This is a genomic window from Tepidiforma sp. (assembly GCF_034433535.1).
Taxonomy (GTDB): Bacteria; Chloroflexota; Dehalococcoidia; order Tepidiformales; family Tepidiformaceae; genus Tepidiforma.
On the sequence record NZ_DAOUAO010000228.1, the window covers coordinates 14,393 to 31,455 of the forward strand.

The window sequence follows — 17,063 nt, forward strand, 5'->3', positions numbered from 1 at the left end:
GTGTGCCAGGTGCACCAGGTGCTCCTGCGCCCACGGCAGGGGTTCACGCTGCCGGGCGCCGCGGAACTTCGTTCCAACCTGATTGCCGGAGTGGTGGCGGGTATCATCGCCCTGCCGCTCTCCATCGCGCTGGCCGTAGCCGTGGGCGTTCCGCCGATTGCCGGTCTATACACGGCGGTGTTCGCGGGCGGCGTGGCGGCCGCTTGCGGCGGCTCGAAATACAACATTACAGGCCCGACGGCGGCGCTCGTCCCGGTGCTGAGCCACGTGGTCATCGTTCACGGGCCGGGCGCCCTGCCGCTCGTCGGGTTGATGGCCGGGCTGCTGCTGCTCGCCATGGGGTTCCTGCGCTTCGGCAGGCTCGTGCGGTACATGCCCGGCACGGTGGTGGTGGGCTTCACCGCCGGCATCGCCCTCTCCATCATGTTCGGGCAGCTCAACAGTTTCCTCGGGGTGTCGGGCACCAACCCCGGGCTTGAGCACTTCCATGAGCGCACATGGGACACCTTCCGCCACCTTTCGACCGTCGGCCTCACCACCCCGGCGGTCGGGCTGGCCGCCCTCGCAGTGCTGCTGGCCTGGCCGCGCGTCTCGGCGAGCGTGCCGGCGCCGCTTGTGGCCGTCGCGGTCATCACTGCCATCACGTGGGGGTTTGGCATCGATACCCCGACCGTCGCCAGCAAGTACGGCGAGCTGCCGCACTCGTTCCCGCGGCCCTCAGCCGGCTTCCTCGATGCCGGCCTGGCGCTCGACCTCCTGCAGCCGGCCCTGGCGGTCGCCATCCTCGGCGGCGTCGAATCACTCCTGAGCGCAGTGGTGGCCGACGGCATGTCCGGCCAGCGCGAACGGCACGACCCGGACCGCGAACTGCGCGGGCAGGGGCTGGCTAACCTGGTGGCCCCGTTTTTCGGCGGCATCCCGGCCACGGCCGCCATCGCCCGGACGGCGGCGAGCATGCGCGCCGGCGCCAGCTCGCGGCTGGCCGGGGTGTTCCACTCGGTCACGGTGCTGCTGCTCACCCTCGTCCTCGGGCCGCTGGCCGGCCACATCCCGATGACGGTGCTGGCGGCCGTGCTCCTCGTCACCGCCTGGAAGATCGCCGAGGTGCCCGAGGTGGCGAAGCTCATCCGCCGGGCCCCGCGCGAAGACCTGGCCGTGCTCATTTCGACCATCGTCATCACGCTCTTCTTCGACCTGACCTACGCCATCGCCTTCGGCGTCCTGGCCTCGGCGGTCCTGCTCATCCGGCGGCTCGTGAACGTCCCGGCTGCGGCCGCCATGCTCCCGGATGAGAACGGCCGGGTGGCGCAGGTCTCGGACGAGCTGTCCGCGCTCATTCGGTCGCGGCCCGACATCGATTTCTTCACGGCCCAGGGGCTCCTCTCGTTCCACAGCGCGGCATCGTTCGAATACCAGATTCCCGGCGAAAGCCACCGGCCCCTCATCCTCCGGATGAAGGACGTGCACCACATCGATATCTCCGGCCTGCTCACGCTCGAGGGCATCATCGAACACCGCAAGCGCCACGGCGGGCGGATCGTGCTCACCGCCATCCAGCCCGAGGTGCGGGCCGCGATGGAGCGGTTCGGCCTGCTCGACCTGCTGGGCCGGGAGAACGTCTTCGAACACACGAAGTGCGCGATTGCCGCCATCGACCACCCCGGCGAGCCTCACCCCGACTACCCCGGCGAGCACGGGGCGGGCCTCGCCGCTGCGAGCTGACCCCCGCGGGTGACACCCGGCCCTCGGAGATCGGCGCGTGCTGCGCCACCGTGGCCTCCGAAATCCCCACCCGGAGGTGCGAACCCGTGGCGCTCACGCTCCTCGAGGCTTCGAAGCTCAGCAACGACACCCTGCTCGCCGGCGTGATCGAGACGATCGCGCTCGAGAGCCCCGTCCTCCAGCGCCTGCCGTTCATCGAAATCGTCGGCAACGGCCTCACCTACAACCGCGAAAACGTCCCGCCCGCGGCCGATTTCTACGACGTCGGCGAAACCTGGGATGAGAGCACCCCGACCTTCACCCAGGCGACGGCCACGCTCAAGATCCTCGGCGGCGATGCCGACATCGATAACTTCCTGCGCGCCACTCGTTCGAACATCCAGGACCTCGAGGCGGCCGTCGTCCAGCTGAAGGCGAAGGCCGTGCAGGCGCTCTTCGATGACACCTTCGTGAACGGCGATGCGACCGCCAACCCGCGCAGCTTCGACGGCATCGATGTGCTCTGCGCACCGGCGCAGGTCGTCTCCATGGGCCCGAACGGCGGCCCCCTCACCCTGGCGAAGCTCGATGAGCTGATCGACCGGGTGCGCGGCGGCAAGCCGGACCTCCTCCTGATGAGCCGCCGCAGCCGGCGCATCCTGAACGAGATCGCCCGCGCCTCGGGCGGCTTCCTCGAGGCCGACCGCGATGAGTTCGGGCGGATGGTGCAGTACTACGACGGCATCCCCATCGGCCTGAGCGACGCCATCGCCGACGACCAGGTGGTCGGCACCAGCAGCGATTGCAGCACCATCTACGCGATGCAGTTCGGCGAAGGTGGGCTGGCCGGGCTGACGGCGCCGGGCGGCCTCACCGTCGAGCGCGTCGGCAACCTCGAGACGAAGGACGCCCGCCGCATCCGGGTGAAGTGGTACGCCGGGCTGGCGCTCTTCAACTCCGTGAAGCTCGCGAAGCTAACCGGCGTGCGCCCCGCCTGAAGCCAGCCGTTCGCGGCACCCACCAGGCGGCCCCGGGAGCAGCTCCCGGGGCCGTGTGCTGTGCCCGGCAGGCGCGGCCGGGGGCTACTCGGTGCGCTGCCGGCCGCTGAGGGCGATGAGCTCTTCGTGCAGTTCGAACCAGGCGGTGTGGTAGCTCTCCTTGAGCGGCGAGGCGAGCATCGACTGGTCCCCGGCGCGGACGGCGGCCAGCGCGGCCGCGAACCGGCGGGGCGCCGGCGCCAGCCGCGGGACGAGCGCGCTGGCCTCGGCGAGCACCGGCTGCAGCCGCTCGTGGACCGACTCGAGCGCGGCTACGGCGCGCGCCCAGGCGCTCTCGGCCTCCGCGGGGGAGGCCTGCTGCCAGCCGCTGACCAGCGCCTTGAATTCGCGGTCGAGGGCATCGAAGCGTTCGAAGACGGCATCGATGGCGGCGGCATCGAGCCCGGCCCGCTCCGCGTCGAGCGCGGCGAGGACCGTCTCGCGGCCGGCAGGCAGCAGCGCGAAGCCGCGCGGCGTTTCGCGGGCAAGCCCCTCGGCGGCAGCCTCGCGCAGGAGCGCCTCGACCGCCGCGGGGTCGGCTTCGAGGACAGCGGCGATCCGCTCGGCGGCGGCCAGCCCCTTCAGGCCGAGGGCGCGCAGCACGGCGTAGCGATCGACCGGGCGGGCGCCGGCCGGGGCCGGGCCATCGCCCGTGCCCGATTCGGCCAGCTCCGCCGCCCACTGCCGAAGCGTGCGGAGCTCGGGCAGGTCGGCGGCGCCGTCGACCCGGCAGTCGCCGGCGAAGAGGAGCCCGCGGGTGCCATCGACCGTGACCGGCTCGCCCTCGGGGATGCGCCGCCCGCGGACGACGAGAGCGTCGGCTTCGACCACGGCATCGCGCAGGCTGCAGATGGCGGGGATCGCCCAGCCACGCGCGACGACGGCCGCGTGGCTCACCACCCCGCCGGTGGTGGTCACCAGGGCGCTCGCCGCGACCATGCCGTGGACATCGGCCGGGGAGGTCTCGGGCCGCGCGAGCACCACGCTCGTGCCGGCAGCGGCCAGGGCAGCCGCGCGATCGGCGTCGCAGCAGAGCACGCCGGCGCCGACCCCGGGCGAGACCGGGAGCCCTTCGCCGATCGGCTCGGCGGCAGGGTCGACGGTGCCCAGCTTCGCCAGCTGCTGGAGCGTCTCCGTCCCGACGCGCTCGACGGCCTCGCGGCGGGTGAGCGGGAAGTCGGGGTCTTCGGCCATGTCGACGGCGATGCGGACGGCGGCCAGCGGGCTCCGCCGGCCGACGCGCGTCTGGAGGATGTAGAGACGGCCGCTCATCACGGTGAATTCGACATCGCACATGTCGCGGTAGTGGCGTTCGAGCCGCTGCAGGTGGGCGAGCAGCTCCCGGTACGTCTCGGGCAGGTCGCGGGCGAGCGCATCGAGCCCGGAAACGGCGTGGGTGCCGGCGACGACGTCCTCGCCCTGGGCGCAGGCGAGGTAATCGCCGAACGCCCCGCGCGCGCCGGTGGAGGGGTCGCGGGTGAAGGCCACCCCCGTGCCGGAGCGGGCATCGAGGTTGCCGAAGACCATCGCCTGGACGGTCGCGGCTGTGCCCAGGTCGGCGGCGATGCCCTCGCGCTCGCGGAAGACGCGGGCGCGATCGCACTCCCACGAGCGGAAGACGGCGCGGACGGCCTCGCGCACCTGTGCGAACGGGTCGCCCGGGATGCCGCCGAACCGTTCCGCAAGGGCGGCGACGCGGTCGGCTGCGGCGCGCAGGCCGGCGATGGAGCCGTCGTGCATGGCGGCGTGGCTGGCCTGGTCCTCCGGCACGCCGAGCACGATGCTGGCGTAGCCGCGGACGAAGCGCAGCCAGGTATCGGCGGCGAAGCGCGGGTCGCCGGTCTCGCGCTCGAGGGCGGCGACAACCTCCGGGGCCATGCCGACGTTGAGCAGGGTATCCATCATGCCCGGCATGGAGACCGGGGCGCCGGAGCGGACGGAGACGAGCAGGGGGTGGTCGCCGCCGCCGAACGTGCGGCCGGTGGCCGCTTCGAGCTTCGCCAGGGCGGCGCGGATGGCAGCATCGAGCCCCTCGGGCCAGCCGCCGGCGAGGAAACGGCGGCAAACCTCAGTCGTCACGGTGAAGAACGGCGGCACCGGCAGCCCCAGCTCTCGGGCCATGGTGACGAGCCCCGCGGCCTTGCCGCCGAGCAGCCGCGCCGGTTCGACCCCCGCCGGGAGGGCGTCTTCGAGGGTGTAGACGTCCATGGCCGGCCTCCTACGGCAGGGCAACGACCGTCACCGTCCCGGCGTCGCCGTCGACGGTGATGGTCGCGCCGTCGGGGATGCGCTTCGTGGCGTTGGTGACCGAGGGCACGCAGGGGATGCCCAGTTCGCGGCTGACGATCATCGCGTGGCTCTGGGCGGCGCCGACATCGACCACCACGGCGGCGGCAGGCACGAAGAGCGGTGTCCAGGAGGGGTCGGTGATGGGGGCGACGAGGATATCGCCGGGCTCGAGGCCGCGCGGGTCGAGCGGGTCGAGCACCACGCGGGCGCGGCCGGTGGCCTTGCCGGCGCAGCCCTGGAAGCCCTGGAGGACGTCGCCGGGCTTCGCCGGTTCGATGACGACATCGGACTTCTTCGGCCAGGTCTCGGGGTCGGGGATTTCGCCCCAGAAGACGAATGGCTCCTGGCGGCTGGCGTACTCCTCGTAGAGCGCCTTCCGCTCGGCGATGACGCCGCGGTACTTCGCCGGGTTCTCGAGCCAGTCATCGAACTCATCGGCGAGGAGGAAGGCGTAATCGCCGACGTCGTCGAGGTGTCCGGCCTGCACCATCCGGCGGCCGATGGTGTGCAGCGCCATGCGCACCTCGTGGACCATGCGGATGTTGTTCGTCTTGGTGCGTTCGCGGCCGGCCTGGAAGACGCGGGCGGCGTTGGCGGCGGCGAGGAAGAGCCCCTGGGTCTGCGGGTCGCCGGCGAGCATCGCGGCGATCTCCTGGGTGACCCGCTCGCGCTCGGCGGCCAGTTCCCGGTTGCGCAGCTCGGGCGAGGCGCTCTCCGGCGCCAGCCGCATCCGGTCGATGGCGGCCAGGGCGAGCTCGGGCTTCGTCTCCCAGGTGTGACAGCGCGTCTCCCACTCGTTCGGGCCGCGGCAGCCGTAGTCGTAGAGGAAGGCATCGAAGGCCTCGAGGAAGCGCTGTCCGCTCTCGCCGAGGCCGCGGATGCGATCAAGCAGGCCCTCGACGCCGGCATCGAAGGCGGCCGTCAGCTCGCGGTCGGCCGCGACCATGCGGCCCATCTTCCACATGGCCAGCGAGGGCGCAGCCGACTCCACGTCGCCGACGCCCTGGATGACGCGCAGGGCATCGGCCGGGCGGCCCACGGCGGTGCAGATCTGGGTCACCGCGCCGACGGGGACGGTGGAGAGGAAGGTGGTGAAGATGTGCTCGCTGAAGAGGCGGCGGTGATGCGCCAGGGCGAGCCCCTTGCCGTAGGCCCAGAGGGCGCGGTTGGTCAGCTTCTCCAGCTCGGGGCGGGAGGCGCGCAGCCCGGCCATCCGTTTCGCATCGAGCGCGGGGCGCTCCAGGTGCTGCACGCTCATGGCCCACTCGAAGGTCCTTGCCAGGTCGGCGGTGCGCTCCTCGTTGTGGTCGCCGGGCGCGGGTTCGTAGGGCGGGATGCCCGGCTGTGCGCCGTAGAACAGGTCGTCCATGGCCTGGGCGGAGAGCCCCGGGGCGCGCTCCCCGAGGATGCGGGTAACCTGGGCGTTCAGGTAGCAGTAGGAGCCGAAGATTCCCAGCGTCTCCATCTCGCCGGGCGCGAACTCGTCGTGGGTGAAGGCACCCATCCGGACGAGCGCATCGCGCCAGGCCCCCTCGGTGTCCTCCTCCATCAGGAGCGAAAACGAGAGCGGCGCGACCGGGTCGGGGAAAACCTCGCCGACGTTGGCGCGGGTCCAGAGCGGGTAGCGTTTGCTCGGGCGGCTGCCGACCACCCAGGGTTTCATACAGGCCTCCAGGGGCAGGGAGTCATGGCGGCGATGGTGCGCCGGGGCCGTATTCTGCCATAGAAGCCGTGTATGGGTGGTATGGTTCGCTTGCTGGCCGGTCAGCCTGGGTACGCGGCGCCCTCGTGCACCGGGTCGGCCTCCAGGATGATGCGGCGGAAGGCCTCGGCGGCCTCCAGGCCGTGCGCGGCGCCGGCCACCCGGGCCATGCTCTCGGCGAACTCGACCACCTCCGGCCCGAGCTGGCTGGGGTGGGCGAGCAGCGCCTGCTTCTTCTGCTCGAGCGTGGCAGAGATATCGACCCACGTATTCGGCTGGGCGGCCGGCGCGAGCCACACCTGCCGCACCTTCCACGGTTCATAGCCATCCACCAGCAGCTCGGGGAAGGTGAGGCGGTCGCGCGCCGTGGGGAAGACGGCGTCGAGCGCGGCATCGCCGGCAGCGCGGTGGTCGGGGTGGTTCACGTAGGTATCGGAGAAGAAGCGGTTGGTCGGGTCGAAGGTGATGACCGTGTGCGGGCGGTGGCGGCGGATCACGCGGGCGAGGTCGCGCCGGAGCTCGAGCGTAGGCTGGAGGTAGCCGTCCGGGTAGCCGAGGAATTCGAACGCCTGCACCCCGAGGATCGCCCCCGCGGCGCGCTGCTCCGCCTCGCGGACCCGGGCGAGCCGCTCCGTCGTCATCTCCGGGTCGTCGCTGCCCTTGTCGCCCTTCGTGATGACCACATAGACGACGCGGCAGCCTGCGGCGGTCCATTTCGCGATCGTCCCGGCGCACATGAACTCGGCGTCATCCGGGTGGGCGACGACGACCATGGCGCTGGGCGGAACGAAATCGGTGACGGACATAGGGCCTCCGTGGCTTGTGCGTAGCGTGGTGCAACCATCGTAGCGGAGGGATGCGCGGGCCGCCGGCAGCCGTTCGGAAGGCGTTGGGAAGGCGTTGGGAAGGCGTTGGGTTCGAAGCCGCACAGGCGTTGGGTTCAGCGTTCGAAGCGCGGTAGCCGGCCCGGGTGTGCCGGGGCCTCCAGCCCGGACCAGGACCGTTTCCCGCCCGCAACCGAACGGCTTTCCCGACGCCCCGCGCGAACTTGCGCCGAAGCTGAACCCAACGATCCGAACCCGCCTGCTGCTGCTGTTCCTTTCCCTCTCTTCCATGAGATGGTTGGATGGGAAGAGAGGAACAGCTTCGATGCTCGATGCGGTCGAGATCACGGTGAAGGGCGGGAACGGCGGCCACGGGCTGGTGAGCTACCACCGCGAGAAGTTCGTGCCCCAGGGCGGCCCGGACGGCGGCGATGGCGGGCGCGGGGGACGCGTCTTCCTGCGCGCGGTCGATGACGTGTACACGCTCGAACTGTACCGCTCGCGGCGGCGGTTCCAGGCCGGCCCCGGCGCGAACGGCGGTCCCAATCTGAAGCACGGCGCCAACGGCGAGGACCTGGTGCTTGAAGTCCCGGTCGGTACCGTGGTGCACGATGCCGAGACCGGCGAGTTCATCGCCGACCTGCGCAGCGTGGGCGATGAGGTGCTGGTGGCCCACGGCGGGCGCGGCGGCTGGGGCAACAAGCGGTTCGCCACCCCCACGAACCAGACGCCGTCCTTCTCGCAGAAAGGCCAGGAAGGTGAGGAGCGCCGCCTGCGCCTCGAACTCCGCCTGCTCGCCGATGTCGGGCTTATTGGGCTGCCGAACGCCGGCAAGTCGACGCTGCTGGCAGCGGTGTCGAACGCGAAGCCGAAAATCGCCAGCTACCCGTTCACCACGCTCGAGCCGATGCTGGGCGTGGTCAACGTCGGCTGGGAGCGCTTCACCCTGGCCGACCTGCCCGGGCTGGTGGAGGGCGCCTCCGAGGGGTACGGGCTCGGCTTCGAATTCCTCAAGCACATCCGGCGCTGCCGGGTGCTCCTGCACCTGGTCTCCTCGGAATCGCCCGACCCGGTGACCGACTACGAGCTGATCGAGGGCGAGTTGCGCGCCTACGACCCGGCGCTCGAGGAGGTGGCGCGAGTGGTGGCGGTGACCAAGGCCGACCTCGACCCCGCGCGGGCCGAGGCCTCGGCGGCAACCCTGGCGGCCCACCTGGGGCGGCCGGTGCGGGTCGTTTCGGCACACGATGGGACCGGCATCGAGCCGCTCAAGGAGGAGCTGATGGCCCTGGTGACAGCCGAGCGCGACAGGGCGGAGGCGGCCGGCCCCGCGGAGGTGCCCGTGCTGCGCCCCGAGCCGGTCGACCGGTTCACCGTCACGGTGGATGAGGATGGGCGGTACGTGGTGGAGGGGTACACGGCGGTGACGTTCGTCGAGATGACGGAGACCGGCATGCCCGGCTCGCGCGACGAAATCATGCGGCGGCTGGAGCGCTGGGGGATCGCGAAGGAGCTGCGGCAGCTCGGCATCCGCCCCGGCGATGTGATGGTCTTCGGGAGCGTGGAAATCCCCTGGGAGGGGTAGGAGGTGGGAGGTGGGAGGTTGAAGGTGGGGGGAGCCGGGAGCCCCGCCCGTCCCTCCCCGCCGCCCGGGAGCCGGGAGCCCCAGTCCGCCGTGCCGCCTACCGAGAGTCAGGAGTGGCGAGCCCTCCCCTTCGCCCCCTCTCCCTTTCTCCCCTTCCCCCCGGTGAGGTGGTGGGGCGGCGGGGAACGGAGTAGGCTGCGCGCGCAATCCCCACCGCGGAGGCGCGAGAGATGGAGTACGAGCAGATCCTCTACGAGAAGCGGGGTCACACGGTTGTCATCACGATGAACCGCCCCGAGCGGCTGAACGCCTGGACCTGGAAGATGGCGGCCGAGCGCAACGACGCCTTCCGCCGCGCCAACGCCGACCCGGAGGTGGCCTCGATCATCCTCACGGGCGCGGGTCGGGGCTTCTGCGCCGGCGCCGATGTGCGCGACGCCTTCCAGCGCGGCCTCGATTCGCAGGGGCAGGCCCGCCAGGAGGAGCGCGATGACACCAACTACGTCGAGCTGGTCCGCACCTCGAAGCCGATGATCGCGGCCGTCAACGGCGTCTGCGTCGGCGTGGGGCTCACCTCGATCCTGCCGATGGACATCATCATCGCCTCCGAGCAGGCCCGTTTCGGCATGTTCTTCGTGAAGATGGGCCTCGTCCCGGAGCTGGCGAGCACCTACTTCCTCACCCAGCGGGTGGGGTTCGGCATGGCCAGCGACATGTGCCTCACGGGCCGGCTGGTCGATGCCCAGGAAGCCTTCCGCACGGGGCTCGTGCAGAAGGTGGTGCCCCACGAGCAGCTGATGGACGCGGCGATGGAGTACGCCAACCTGCTCGCCCAGAACCCGGACCGGCAGATGGGCTGGATCAAAGAGCTCATCACGAAGAACGCCGCCAACCCCGACTACAACGAGGTGATGCGGCTCGAGCACGGCCGCATCAGCGAGTGCTACAGCACCCCCGAGCACCGCGAGGCGGTGGCTGCCTTCCAGGAGAAGCGGCCGGCGAAGTTCCGCTAGGCGCTGCCGCGGCGGGCGGCCTCGCGCAGCGCCTGCCACTGCTCGGGGGTGATCCCCATGGCCGCCGCCAGCCGCTCGCCGAACTCATCGAGCCGCCGGCCGGCGGTCAGCCCGCCATCGACGACGATCGCCTGGCCGGTGACGTACGAGGCGGCATCGGAGGCGAGCCAGAGCGCAGCGTTGGCGATGTCGGCGGGCTGCCCCGAGCGTCCCAGCGGCGCCCAGCTGGCGAGCGCGGCATCGATCCGGGGCAGGACCGCCTCGGCGGCGGCGCCGCTCAGGCCCATCGGCGCGGTGAAGATGTGCGTCACCGTTACGCCCGGGCAGATGGCGTTCACGCGGATACCGAATTCGGCCAGTTCGACCGCGAGGCAGCGGCTGAGGTGGGCCACCGCCGCCTTGGCCGCGCTGTAGACCGCCGGCCCGAAGCCGGCCTGCAGGCCCGCCACGCTGGCGGTGTTCAGGATGACCCCGCGGCGCGCGGGTTTCATCACCCGGGCGGCGTGCTTCGCGCCGGCGAACACCCCGCGCAGGAGGACGGCCATCGTGCGGTCGTACTCGGCCAGGTCGAGCTCATCGATCGGCCCGGAGACCCCGCCAAAGCCGGCGTTGTTGAACATCACATCGAGCCGGCCCCAGCGGCTCACGGCGTGGTCGACCGCTGCCGCCACCTGGGCCTCCTCGGCCACGTCGGTGCGGAGGAAGCTGGCCTGCGTGCCGAGCGCCTCGGCGAGGTGGTGGCCGCGCTCCTCCTGCACATCGGCGATGACGACGCGCGCGCCCGCTTCGACGAAGGTGCGGACCGTTTGCTCGCCGATGCCGCTGGCGCCGCCGGTGACGACCGCGACCTGCCCTTCGAGGCTGCCCATGTTCGAACCCCCTGCAGCTGCTGGTGTGGTTGGGGAGTCTACGGGCCGCGACGGGGAGGCGCGACGGCGCCCTGGTCGATGGCTTGACTCGCCCGCGTACGATGTGCAGCAGGTGGCGGTCCGCTCCCGCCCGGACGGCCTCAGCGGGGGCAGAGCATGGGCGAAAACCGGACATTCGTCACTATCGTCCTCCCGGCCGAGCTGACCTCGGACTGGCTCGGCGAGGGCACCTGGCTGGAGCTGGAGCCCGGGACCCGGCTGTTCGTGGATGGGTCCCAGGTCGAGAAGGCGGAACTGACCCCCTCCGAGCTGGCGGCAGCGGCCATCCAGGCGGCAGCGCGCGGCATCCGCGCGGTCGTCTATGCCCCCGGGGCGCTGGTCTTTGGGCTGGCGCGGCAGGCGTTCCAGCTGGCCGGCGTGCACGAAGGCAGGCAGATGGCCGTGTTCAGGGAGCGCCGTGCGGCGCTCGCCTGGCTGCTCGAGGACTCCACGGGCGGGTAGCTGCGCGAGGGAGCCGGTCGATAGCTGTTTGCAACCGAGTCGCGTACCATCCCCTCACCACACCACCGGAGCCAGCCCCATGTCCGACCTCGTCGTCGTCGAAGACCGCGGCCACGTCCGCACCATCCGCCTCAACCGCCCCGAGGTGAAGAACGCGCTCAGCCAGGAGCTCGCCTGGGGCGTCGTCGGCGCCATCGAAGCGGCGATGGAGGAGGACAACGCCTGGGTGATCTGCCTCACCGGCACCGGCGATGCCTTCTGCTCGGGGCTCGACCTTCGCGGCCCCGGCGATTACAGCCCGAAGACGCCGCTCAACACCCAGCTCGACGACCTTGGCTGGGTCTCGCAGTTCCTGCTCACCCTCCGCCAGCGCTGCGAGAAGCCGATCATCGGCGCCATCAACGGCGTGGCGGTCGGCGCCGGCCTCTCGCTCGCCCTGGCCACCGATATCCGCCTGATGAAGCGCAGCGCCCGCATCCTCGCCGGCTACCCGCGCATCGGCGGCTCGCCGGATGGCGGCATGACGTTCACCCTCTCGCAGGCGATCGGCTACGAACAGACCATGCGCTTCCTGCTCGAGAACAAGACGGTCGATGCCGAGGAGGCGCTCCGCCTCGGGCTCGTCGGCGAAGTGGTCGATGACGAGCGCTGGGAGCAGCGGGTGGAAGAGTACTGCCAGGGGCTGTGCGCCACCGTTTCGCCGATCACCATGCGGCTGACGAAGCGGACCGTGGTGAAGGCGACGACGCCGATCGACCTCGAGGCCCAGTGCCGGCTGGAATTGGCCAGCATCCGCATGGCCTTTGCCAGCGAGGACGGCAAGGAGGCGCGCCGCGCCTTCCTCGAAAAGCGGCCGCCGCAGTTCCAGGGCCGCTAACCGTCCGTTCATCGGCCCCGGCGAGCATGCCGGGGCGGCTCCCGGCGCCGGTCCCCAGGGGCAAACGGAGCGATCGCCGCCCGCACACGGGCCGCCGTTCGCGGGCGCAGGCCGGGATGCGCCTGCCCTTCTCGCCGCCCGCCGGTTACCCCCTCGCCGCGCCGGGCGGTGGGCTACACTGGGTGTCATGGCGACCGCGCTGCGCAACCCCTCGGCCTTCCGGCTCGTCTCCGACTTCCAGCCCACCGGCGACCAGCCGCAGGCGATCGACGCCCTCGTGGCCGGGCTCGAACGGGGCGACCGCTACCAGACGCTCCTCGGGGTCACCGGCTCGGGCAAGACGTTCACCATCGCGAACGTCATCGCCCGGGTGAACCGCCCCACGCTCGTGCTGGCGCACAACAAGACGCTGGCGGCCCAGCTCTGCGCCGAGCTGAAAGAGTTCTTCCCCGACAACGCGGTCGAGTACTTCGTCAGCTACTACGACTACTACCAGCCGGAGGCCTACATCCCGCGGACCGACACCTACATCGCCAAGGACGCGGACATCAACGACGAGATCGACAAGCTGCGCCACGCGGCCACCCGGGCGCTCTTCACCCGGCGCGACGTGATCATCGTGGCCAGCGTGAGCTGCATCTATGGCCTCGGCGAGCCGCAGGAGTACCTCGAATTCGTCCTCCGCTTCCGCAAGGGCGAGAAGTTCAGCCGGCAGGACGCCGTCCGGCGGATGGTCTCGATGCAGTACGAGCGGAACGACCAGAGCGTGGTGCGCGGCAAGTTCCGCGTCCGCGGCGATTCGCTCACCATCCTCCCCAGCTACGAAGAGCTGGCGGTCCGCATCGATTTCTGGGGCGACGAAGTGGAGCGCATCGTCGAGCTCGACCCGCTCACCGGCGAGATCGTGGCCGAACGCGACGAGATCGAGATCTACCCGGCGAAGCACTTCGTGACCACCGCCGACCGGCTCGAGCAGGCGATCGCCGGCATCGAAAAGGAGCTGGAGGAGCAGCTCGCCTTCCTCCGCTCGCAGGGCAAGATCCTCGAGGCGGCCCGGCTGGAGGAGCGCACCCACTACGACATCGAGGCGCTGCGCGAGGCCGGCTACTGCGCCGGCATCGAGAACTACTCCCGCCACCTGCAGGCGCGCGAGCCCGGTTCGACGCCGTGGTGCCTGCTCGATTACTTCCCCGATGACTGGCTGCTGGTGGTCGATGAGTCCCACATCACGCTGCCGCAGGTGCAGGGCCAGTACTTCGGCGACCGCGCGCGCAAGGAGACGCTCGTCGAGTTCGGCTTCCGCCTGCCGAGCGCGCTCGATAACCGCCCGCTCACCTTCGAGGAGTTCGACCGCCACATCAACCAGGCGATCTTCGTGAGCGCCACCCCTGGCGACTACGAGCTGAAGGTCTCGAGCCAGGTGGTGGAGCAGGTCATCCGCCCCACCGGCCTGCTCGACCCGGAGATCGTGGTGAAGCCCACGAAGAACCAGGTCGATGACCTGATGGACGAGATCCGGCGCGTCATCGATAAGGGCCAGCGCGCGCTGGTCACCACCCTGACGAAGAAAATGGCGGAGGACCTGGCGGACTACCTCAAGGAGATGGGCATCAAGACCCACTACCTCCACTCCGAGGTGGAGACGCTCGACCGGGTGGAGATCCTGCGCGACCTGCGCCTCGGGGTGTACGACGTGGTGGTCGGCATCAACCTCCTGCGCGAGGGGCTCGACCTGCCGGAGGTGTCGCTCGTCTGCATCCTCGATGCCGACAAGGAAGGGTACCTGCGGTCGAACCGGTCGCTCATCCAGACCATCGGGCGGGCGGCGCGCCACGTGGAGGGCCGGGTGGTGATGTACGCCGACACCATCACCGGCAGCATGCAGCAGGCGATCGACGAGACCTACCGGCGCCGGCGCATCCAGGAGGAGTACAACCGGGCCCACGGCATCCAGGCTGCGAGCATCCAGAAGGCGGTGCGCGACATCACCGACCACGTGCGCATGCAGGCGGCCGAGGAGAAGCCCGCCTACGACGCCGGCGGCGACCTGGCGGCCATGCCGAAGGACGAACTGCTGCGGGTGGTGAAGGAGCTGGAATCGCAGATGAAGGCCGCAGCGAAGAACCTGGAGTTCGAGAAGGCCGCCGCCCTGCGCGACCGCATCGTGGAGCTGCGCCGCGAGCTGGTGGGGACCGATGCCGAGGAGCTGGCGGCCTTCGCGGCGGCGGCCGGCCGCGGCGGCCCGCTGCGCTTCGGGCGGAGCCAGGCCGGCGGCCGGGACCGCTCGCGCCGCTACCGCCGCTGAGGCCCGCCTACCACCAGCCCTCGCGCACGTAGGCTGCCGACCAGAGCGCCACCGAGAGGACCACCGCCTTGACCCACGCCTGGTGCATCCGCTCGAGGTGCTCCGCATCGCGCGCGCCCTTCGCCAGGAACGGGCGCATGGTCGCCGTAATCGGCACCACGAGGGCCACCACGTGGCGGAAGGGAACGACCTCGGGTGTGCCCGCGACCCCATCGGTGCGGCCCTTGGCGGCGGCATGGCGACGGCCGACTTCCAGCTGGTACGCCGCCCAGCGGGCATCGTAGTCGGCGCGGAGGGTATCGCGGATCCACTGGCCGAAACGTGCCCGCACGGCGGCCAGGTAGCGCTGGTCGGGGCCTTCGCTGGTGCTGAACGCAGCCAGCAGGAACGGGTGGCTGCCGACGAAGCCGTACCAGGTATCGAGGATAGCCTCCACCTGCGGCTCGATGATGGGCGCGGCTTCGCGCAGGGCGGCGAGGTCCTCGTCGCTGAGCAGGCAGGCCGCGAAGAGGTCGCGCAGGCCGGCCGCATCGATGGGTGGGGCCGGGAGGGCGGGGTCGCCGTACCGATAGCCCGGGATGGTGGGTGCGGTCATGGTGTGGCCTCCAGTTCAGTAGGATACCTAACGAATGCAAACAGTAGGCATCCTACCGTACGATGTCAACCGTGGAGCACGACGCGCGCGCGGCCGGGATTGCCATGGCCCTCCTGCGGCTGGCGCGGGCCGCGGAGGCCGAGGCGCGGGAGCAGGGCCAGGCCGAGGGGCTGACGCCCGCGCAGGTCGCCGTGCTGCGGTTCGCGGCGAAGACCCGCCCGGAGATGGCGACGCCGGGCCAGCTGGCGCGGGTACTTGGCGTGCGCGCGCCGACAGCGGTGGGGATCGTGAACCCCCTGGTGGAGCGGAGCCTGCTGGAGCGTCGGCCTCATCCGTTCGATGGTCGGCAATCGGTGCTGGCGCTGACAGCAGCGGGCTGGGCCGCCTGGGCGCGGCTGGAGCGCTGGCAATCGGGGCTCGCGGAGTCGCTGGCCGCGCTCAGCCCGTCCGAACTGGGCGCTTTCGAGGCCGCCCTGGCGAAGGTGGTGGCGGCCGAAGTGCGGGCCGGGCGGCTGGTGGTCAGTGCGCCGTGCGCCGGCTGCGTCCACTTCCGGCCGCTGGCGCATCCCGGCGAGCCCCGCCCGCACCGCTGTGCGCTCATCGCGCGCGACCTGAGCGAGGACGAGGCGGCGATGGAGTGCCCGGAGCACACCCCGGCTGCCCGGTGACACCCGGCGCTTCGCGCTGCGGCGGGCGATGCCGCACCATGGCGCCATGCGCATCATCGGCATCGACCCCGGCCTGAACATCACCGGCTACGGCATCATCGAGGTGGACGGCGCCCGCGCGGTGCACGTCCGGCACGGCGTGCTGCGCACCCGCGCGAGCGACCCGCTGGCCGTGCGGCTGGTGGCCCTGCGCGATGGGGTGGCCGCGCTGGCGCGGGAGACGGGCGCGGCGGCGGCGGCGATCGAAGCGGGCTACGTGGGCGAGAATGCGCGCAGCGCGATGCTGCTCGGCAGCGCCCGGGCGGCGGCGCTCATCGGCCTGGCCGATGCCGGGCTGGAGGTGGCCGAGTATGCGCCCCTGCTGGTGAAGCAGGCGGTCGCCGGGTACGGCCGGGGGGAGAAGGAGCAGGTGGCGCGGATGGTGGCCTTTCAGCTGGGACTTTCGGCGCCGCCGCGCCCGGCCGATGCCGCCGATGCCCTGGCCGTGGCGATTACCCACTGGGCCCACGGCCGCCTCGGGGCGTGAGGGGGCGTTACTTCCGCCCGGGGGCGCGGGCCGATACGCTCAGCGCCATGCCGTCGCCGCGCCAGTGGTTCGCTGCCTCCCGGCCCGTTTCGTTTACCACCGCAGCCATCCCGGCGCTCGTCGGCACGCTGCTGGCCGCGCCCGAATCCTTCACCTGGTGGACGGCGGCACTCGCCATCCTCGGCTCGGTGCTCTTCCTCGCCGGGACCAACTTCACCAACGACTACTTCGATTACCGCAAGGGCAGCGACCGCCCGGGCATCCCCGGGCCGCCGGGCGCCATCCAGCAGGGCCTGCTGACCCCGCGGCAGGTGCTCGGGGCGGGGCTCGTCTGTTTCGCCGCAGGGGCGGCCATCGGGCTCGTCCTCTGCGCGGCGGTCAGCTGGCAGCTGCTCTGGGTGGGGGCGGCGGCGCTGGCGGCGGGCTTCCTCTATACCGGCTGGCCGCTCCACCTGGCCTACATCGGGCTGGGCGAAGTGGTGGTCTACATCTTCATGGGGCCGGTCATCGTGATGGGGGCGGCCTTCGTGCAGCTCGAACGCTGGACGCTCGATGCGTTCGTCGCCTCGCT

The 17,063-nt window shown here is 71.3% G+C and carries 15 protein-coding genes; 10 read left to right on the forward strand and 5 right to left on the reverse strand.

Going from position 1 to position 17,063, the window contains the following annotated elements; all coding sequences use genetic code 11:
- Positions 1-9 precede the first annotated feature (9 nt).
- Positions 10-1,722 carry a SulP family inorganic anion transporter gene (locus VAE46_RS12240; RefSeq protein ID WP_322797220.1) on the forward strand — a complete coding sequence of 571 codons (1,713 nt, stop codon included), beginning with the start codon at positions 10-12 and terminating at the stop codon, positions 1,720-1,722.
- Positions 1,723-1,808: 86 nt separating this feature from the next.
- The gene (locus VAE46_RS12245; protein ID WP_322797221.1) at positions 1,809-2,699 is read left to right on the forward strand and encodes a major capsid protein; all 891 of its coding nucleotides are present in this window, start codon (positions 1,809-1,811) and stop codon (positions 2,697-2,699) included.
- Between the two features lie 84 nt (positions 2,700-2,783).
- Here VAE46_RS12245 and VAE46_RS12250 read toward each other — a convergent pair whose 3' ends face one another.
- The 3 genes from VAE46_RS12250 to VAE46_RS12260 form a co-directional block, all read right to left on the reverse strand.
- Entirely contained in the window at positions 2,784-4,946 is a 2,163-nt protein-coding gene (locus tag VAE46_RS12250) for a pyruvate, phosphate dikinase (RefSeq protein WP_322797222.1), read from the reverse strand.
- 10 nt (positions 4,947-4,956) lie between these two features.
- A complete protein-coding gene (locus tag VAE46_RS12255; RefSeq protein ID WP_322797223.1) occupies positions 4,957-6,690 on the reverse strand; it encodes a PEP-utilizing enzyme in 1,734 nt (577 codons plus the stop codon).
- Between the two features lie 101 nt (positions 6,691-6,791).
- Positions 6,792-7,535, reverse strand: a complete 744-nt coding sequence (locus VAE46_RS12260) for a PIG-L deacetylase family protein (RefSeq protein ID WP_322797224.1) — start codon at positions 7,533-7,535, stop codon at positions 6,792-6,794.
- A gap of 343 nt (positions 7,536-7,878) precedes the next feature.
- Between VAE46_RS12260 and obgE the strand changes: the two genes are divergently transcribed.
- Positions 7,879-9,138 (forward strand): GTPase ObgE, encoded by a 1,260-nt coding sequence (obgE, locus tag VAE46_RS12265; protein ID WP_322797225.1) that lies wholly within the window; start codon positions 7,879-7,881, stop codon positions 9,136-9,138.
- 230 nt (positions 9,139-9,368) lie between these two features.
- Complete coding sequence (locus VAE46_RS12270) at positions 9,369-10,151, forward strand: enoyl-CoA hydratase/isomerase family protein (RefSeq protein ID WP_322797226.1); 783 nt, start codon at positions 9,369-9,371, stop codon at positions 10,149-10,151.
- Here VAE46_RS12270 and VAE46_RS12275 read toward each other — a convergent pair.
- Entirely contained in the window at positions 10,148-11,020 is an 873-nt protein-coding gene (locus tag VAE46_RS12275) for a glucose 1-dehydrogenase (protein ID WP_322797227.1), read from the reverse strand. The two genes, VAE46_RS12270 and VAE46_RS12275, sit on opposite strands and share 4 nt — an antisense overlap.
- A 156-nt stretch (positions 11,021-11,176) precedes the next feature.
- On the opposite strand from VAE46_RS12275, the gene VAE46_RS12280 reads away from it, so the two are divergent.
- The 3 genes from VAE46_RS12280 (at position 11,177) to uvrB (ending at position 14,703) form a co-directional block, all read left to right on the forward strand.
- Entirely contained in the window at positions 11,177-11,521 is a 345-nt protein-coding gene (locus VAE46_RS12280; protein ID WP_322797228.1) for a hypothetical protein, read from the forward strand.
- A 79-nt stretch (positions 11,522-11,600) separates the two neighbouring features.
- Positions 11,601-12,398, forward strand: coding sequence for an enoyl-CoA hydratase/isomerase family protein (locus VAE46_RS12285; RefSeq protein ID WP_322797229.1), 798 nt, complete (start codon positions 11,601-11,603; stop codon positions 12,396-12,398).
- Between the two features lie 187 nt (positions 12,399-12,585).
- On the forward strand, positions 12,586-14,703 hold the full coding sequence (gene uvrB / locus VAE46_RS12290; protein ID WP_322797230.1) for an excinuclease ABC subunit UvrB: 2,118 nt from the start codon (positions 12,586-12,588) through the stop codon (positions 14,701-14,703).
- A 7-nt stretch (positions 14,704-14,710) separates the two neighbouring features.
- On the opposite strand, the gene VAE46_RS12295 is transcribed toward uvrB, so the two are convergent.
- A complete protein-coding gene (locus VAE46_RS12295) occupies positions 14,711-15,298 on the reverse strand; it encodes a protoglobin domain-containing protein (protein WP_322797231.1) in 588 nt (195 codons plus the stop codon).
- A 71-nt stretch (positions 15,299-15,369) separates the two neighbouring features.
- Between VAE46_RS12295 and VAE46_RS12300 the strand changes: the two genes are divergently transcribed.
- From VAE46_RS12300 to VAE46_RS12310, 3 genes are all read left to right on the forward strand, one after another.
- Positions 15,370-15,966 carry a MarR family winged helix-turn-helix transcriptional regulator gene (locus VAE46_RS12300; protein ID WP_322797232.1) on the forward strand — a complete coding sequence of 199 codons (597 nt, stop codon included), beginning with the start codon at positions 15,370-15,372 and terminating at the stop codon, positions 15,964-15,966.
- 46 nt (positions 15,967-16,012) lie between these two features.
- Positions 16,013-16,492, forward strand: coding sequence for a crossover junction endodeoxyribonuclease RuvC (ruvC, locus tag VAE46_RS12305; protein WP_322797233.1), 480 nt, complete (start codon positions 16,013-16,015; stop codon positions 16,490-16,492).
- Positions 16,493-16,539: 47 nt separating this feature from the next.
- Positions 16,540-17,063 (forward strand): prenyltransferase (locus tag VAE46_RS12310; RefSeq protein WP_322797234.1); only part of this gene is annotated, 524 nt, incomplete at its 3' end.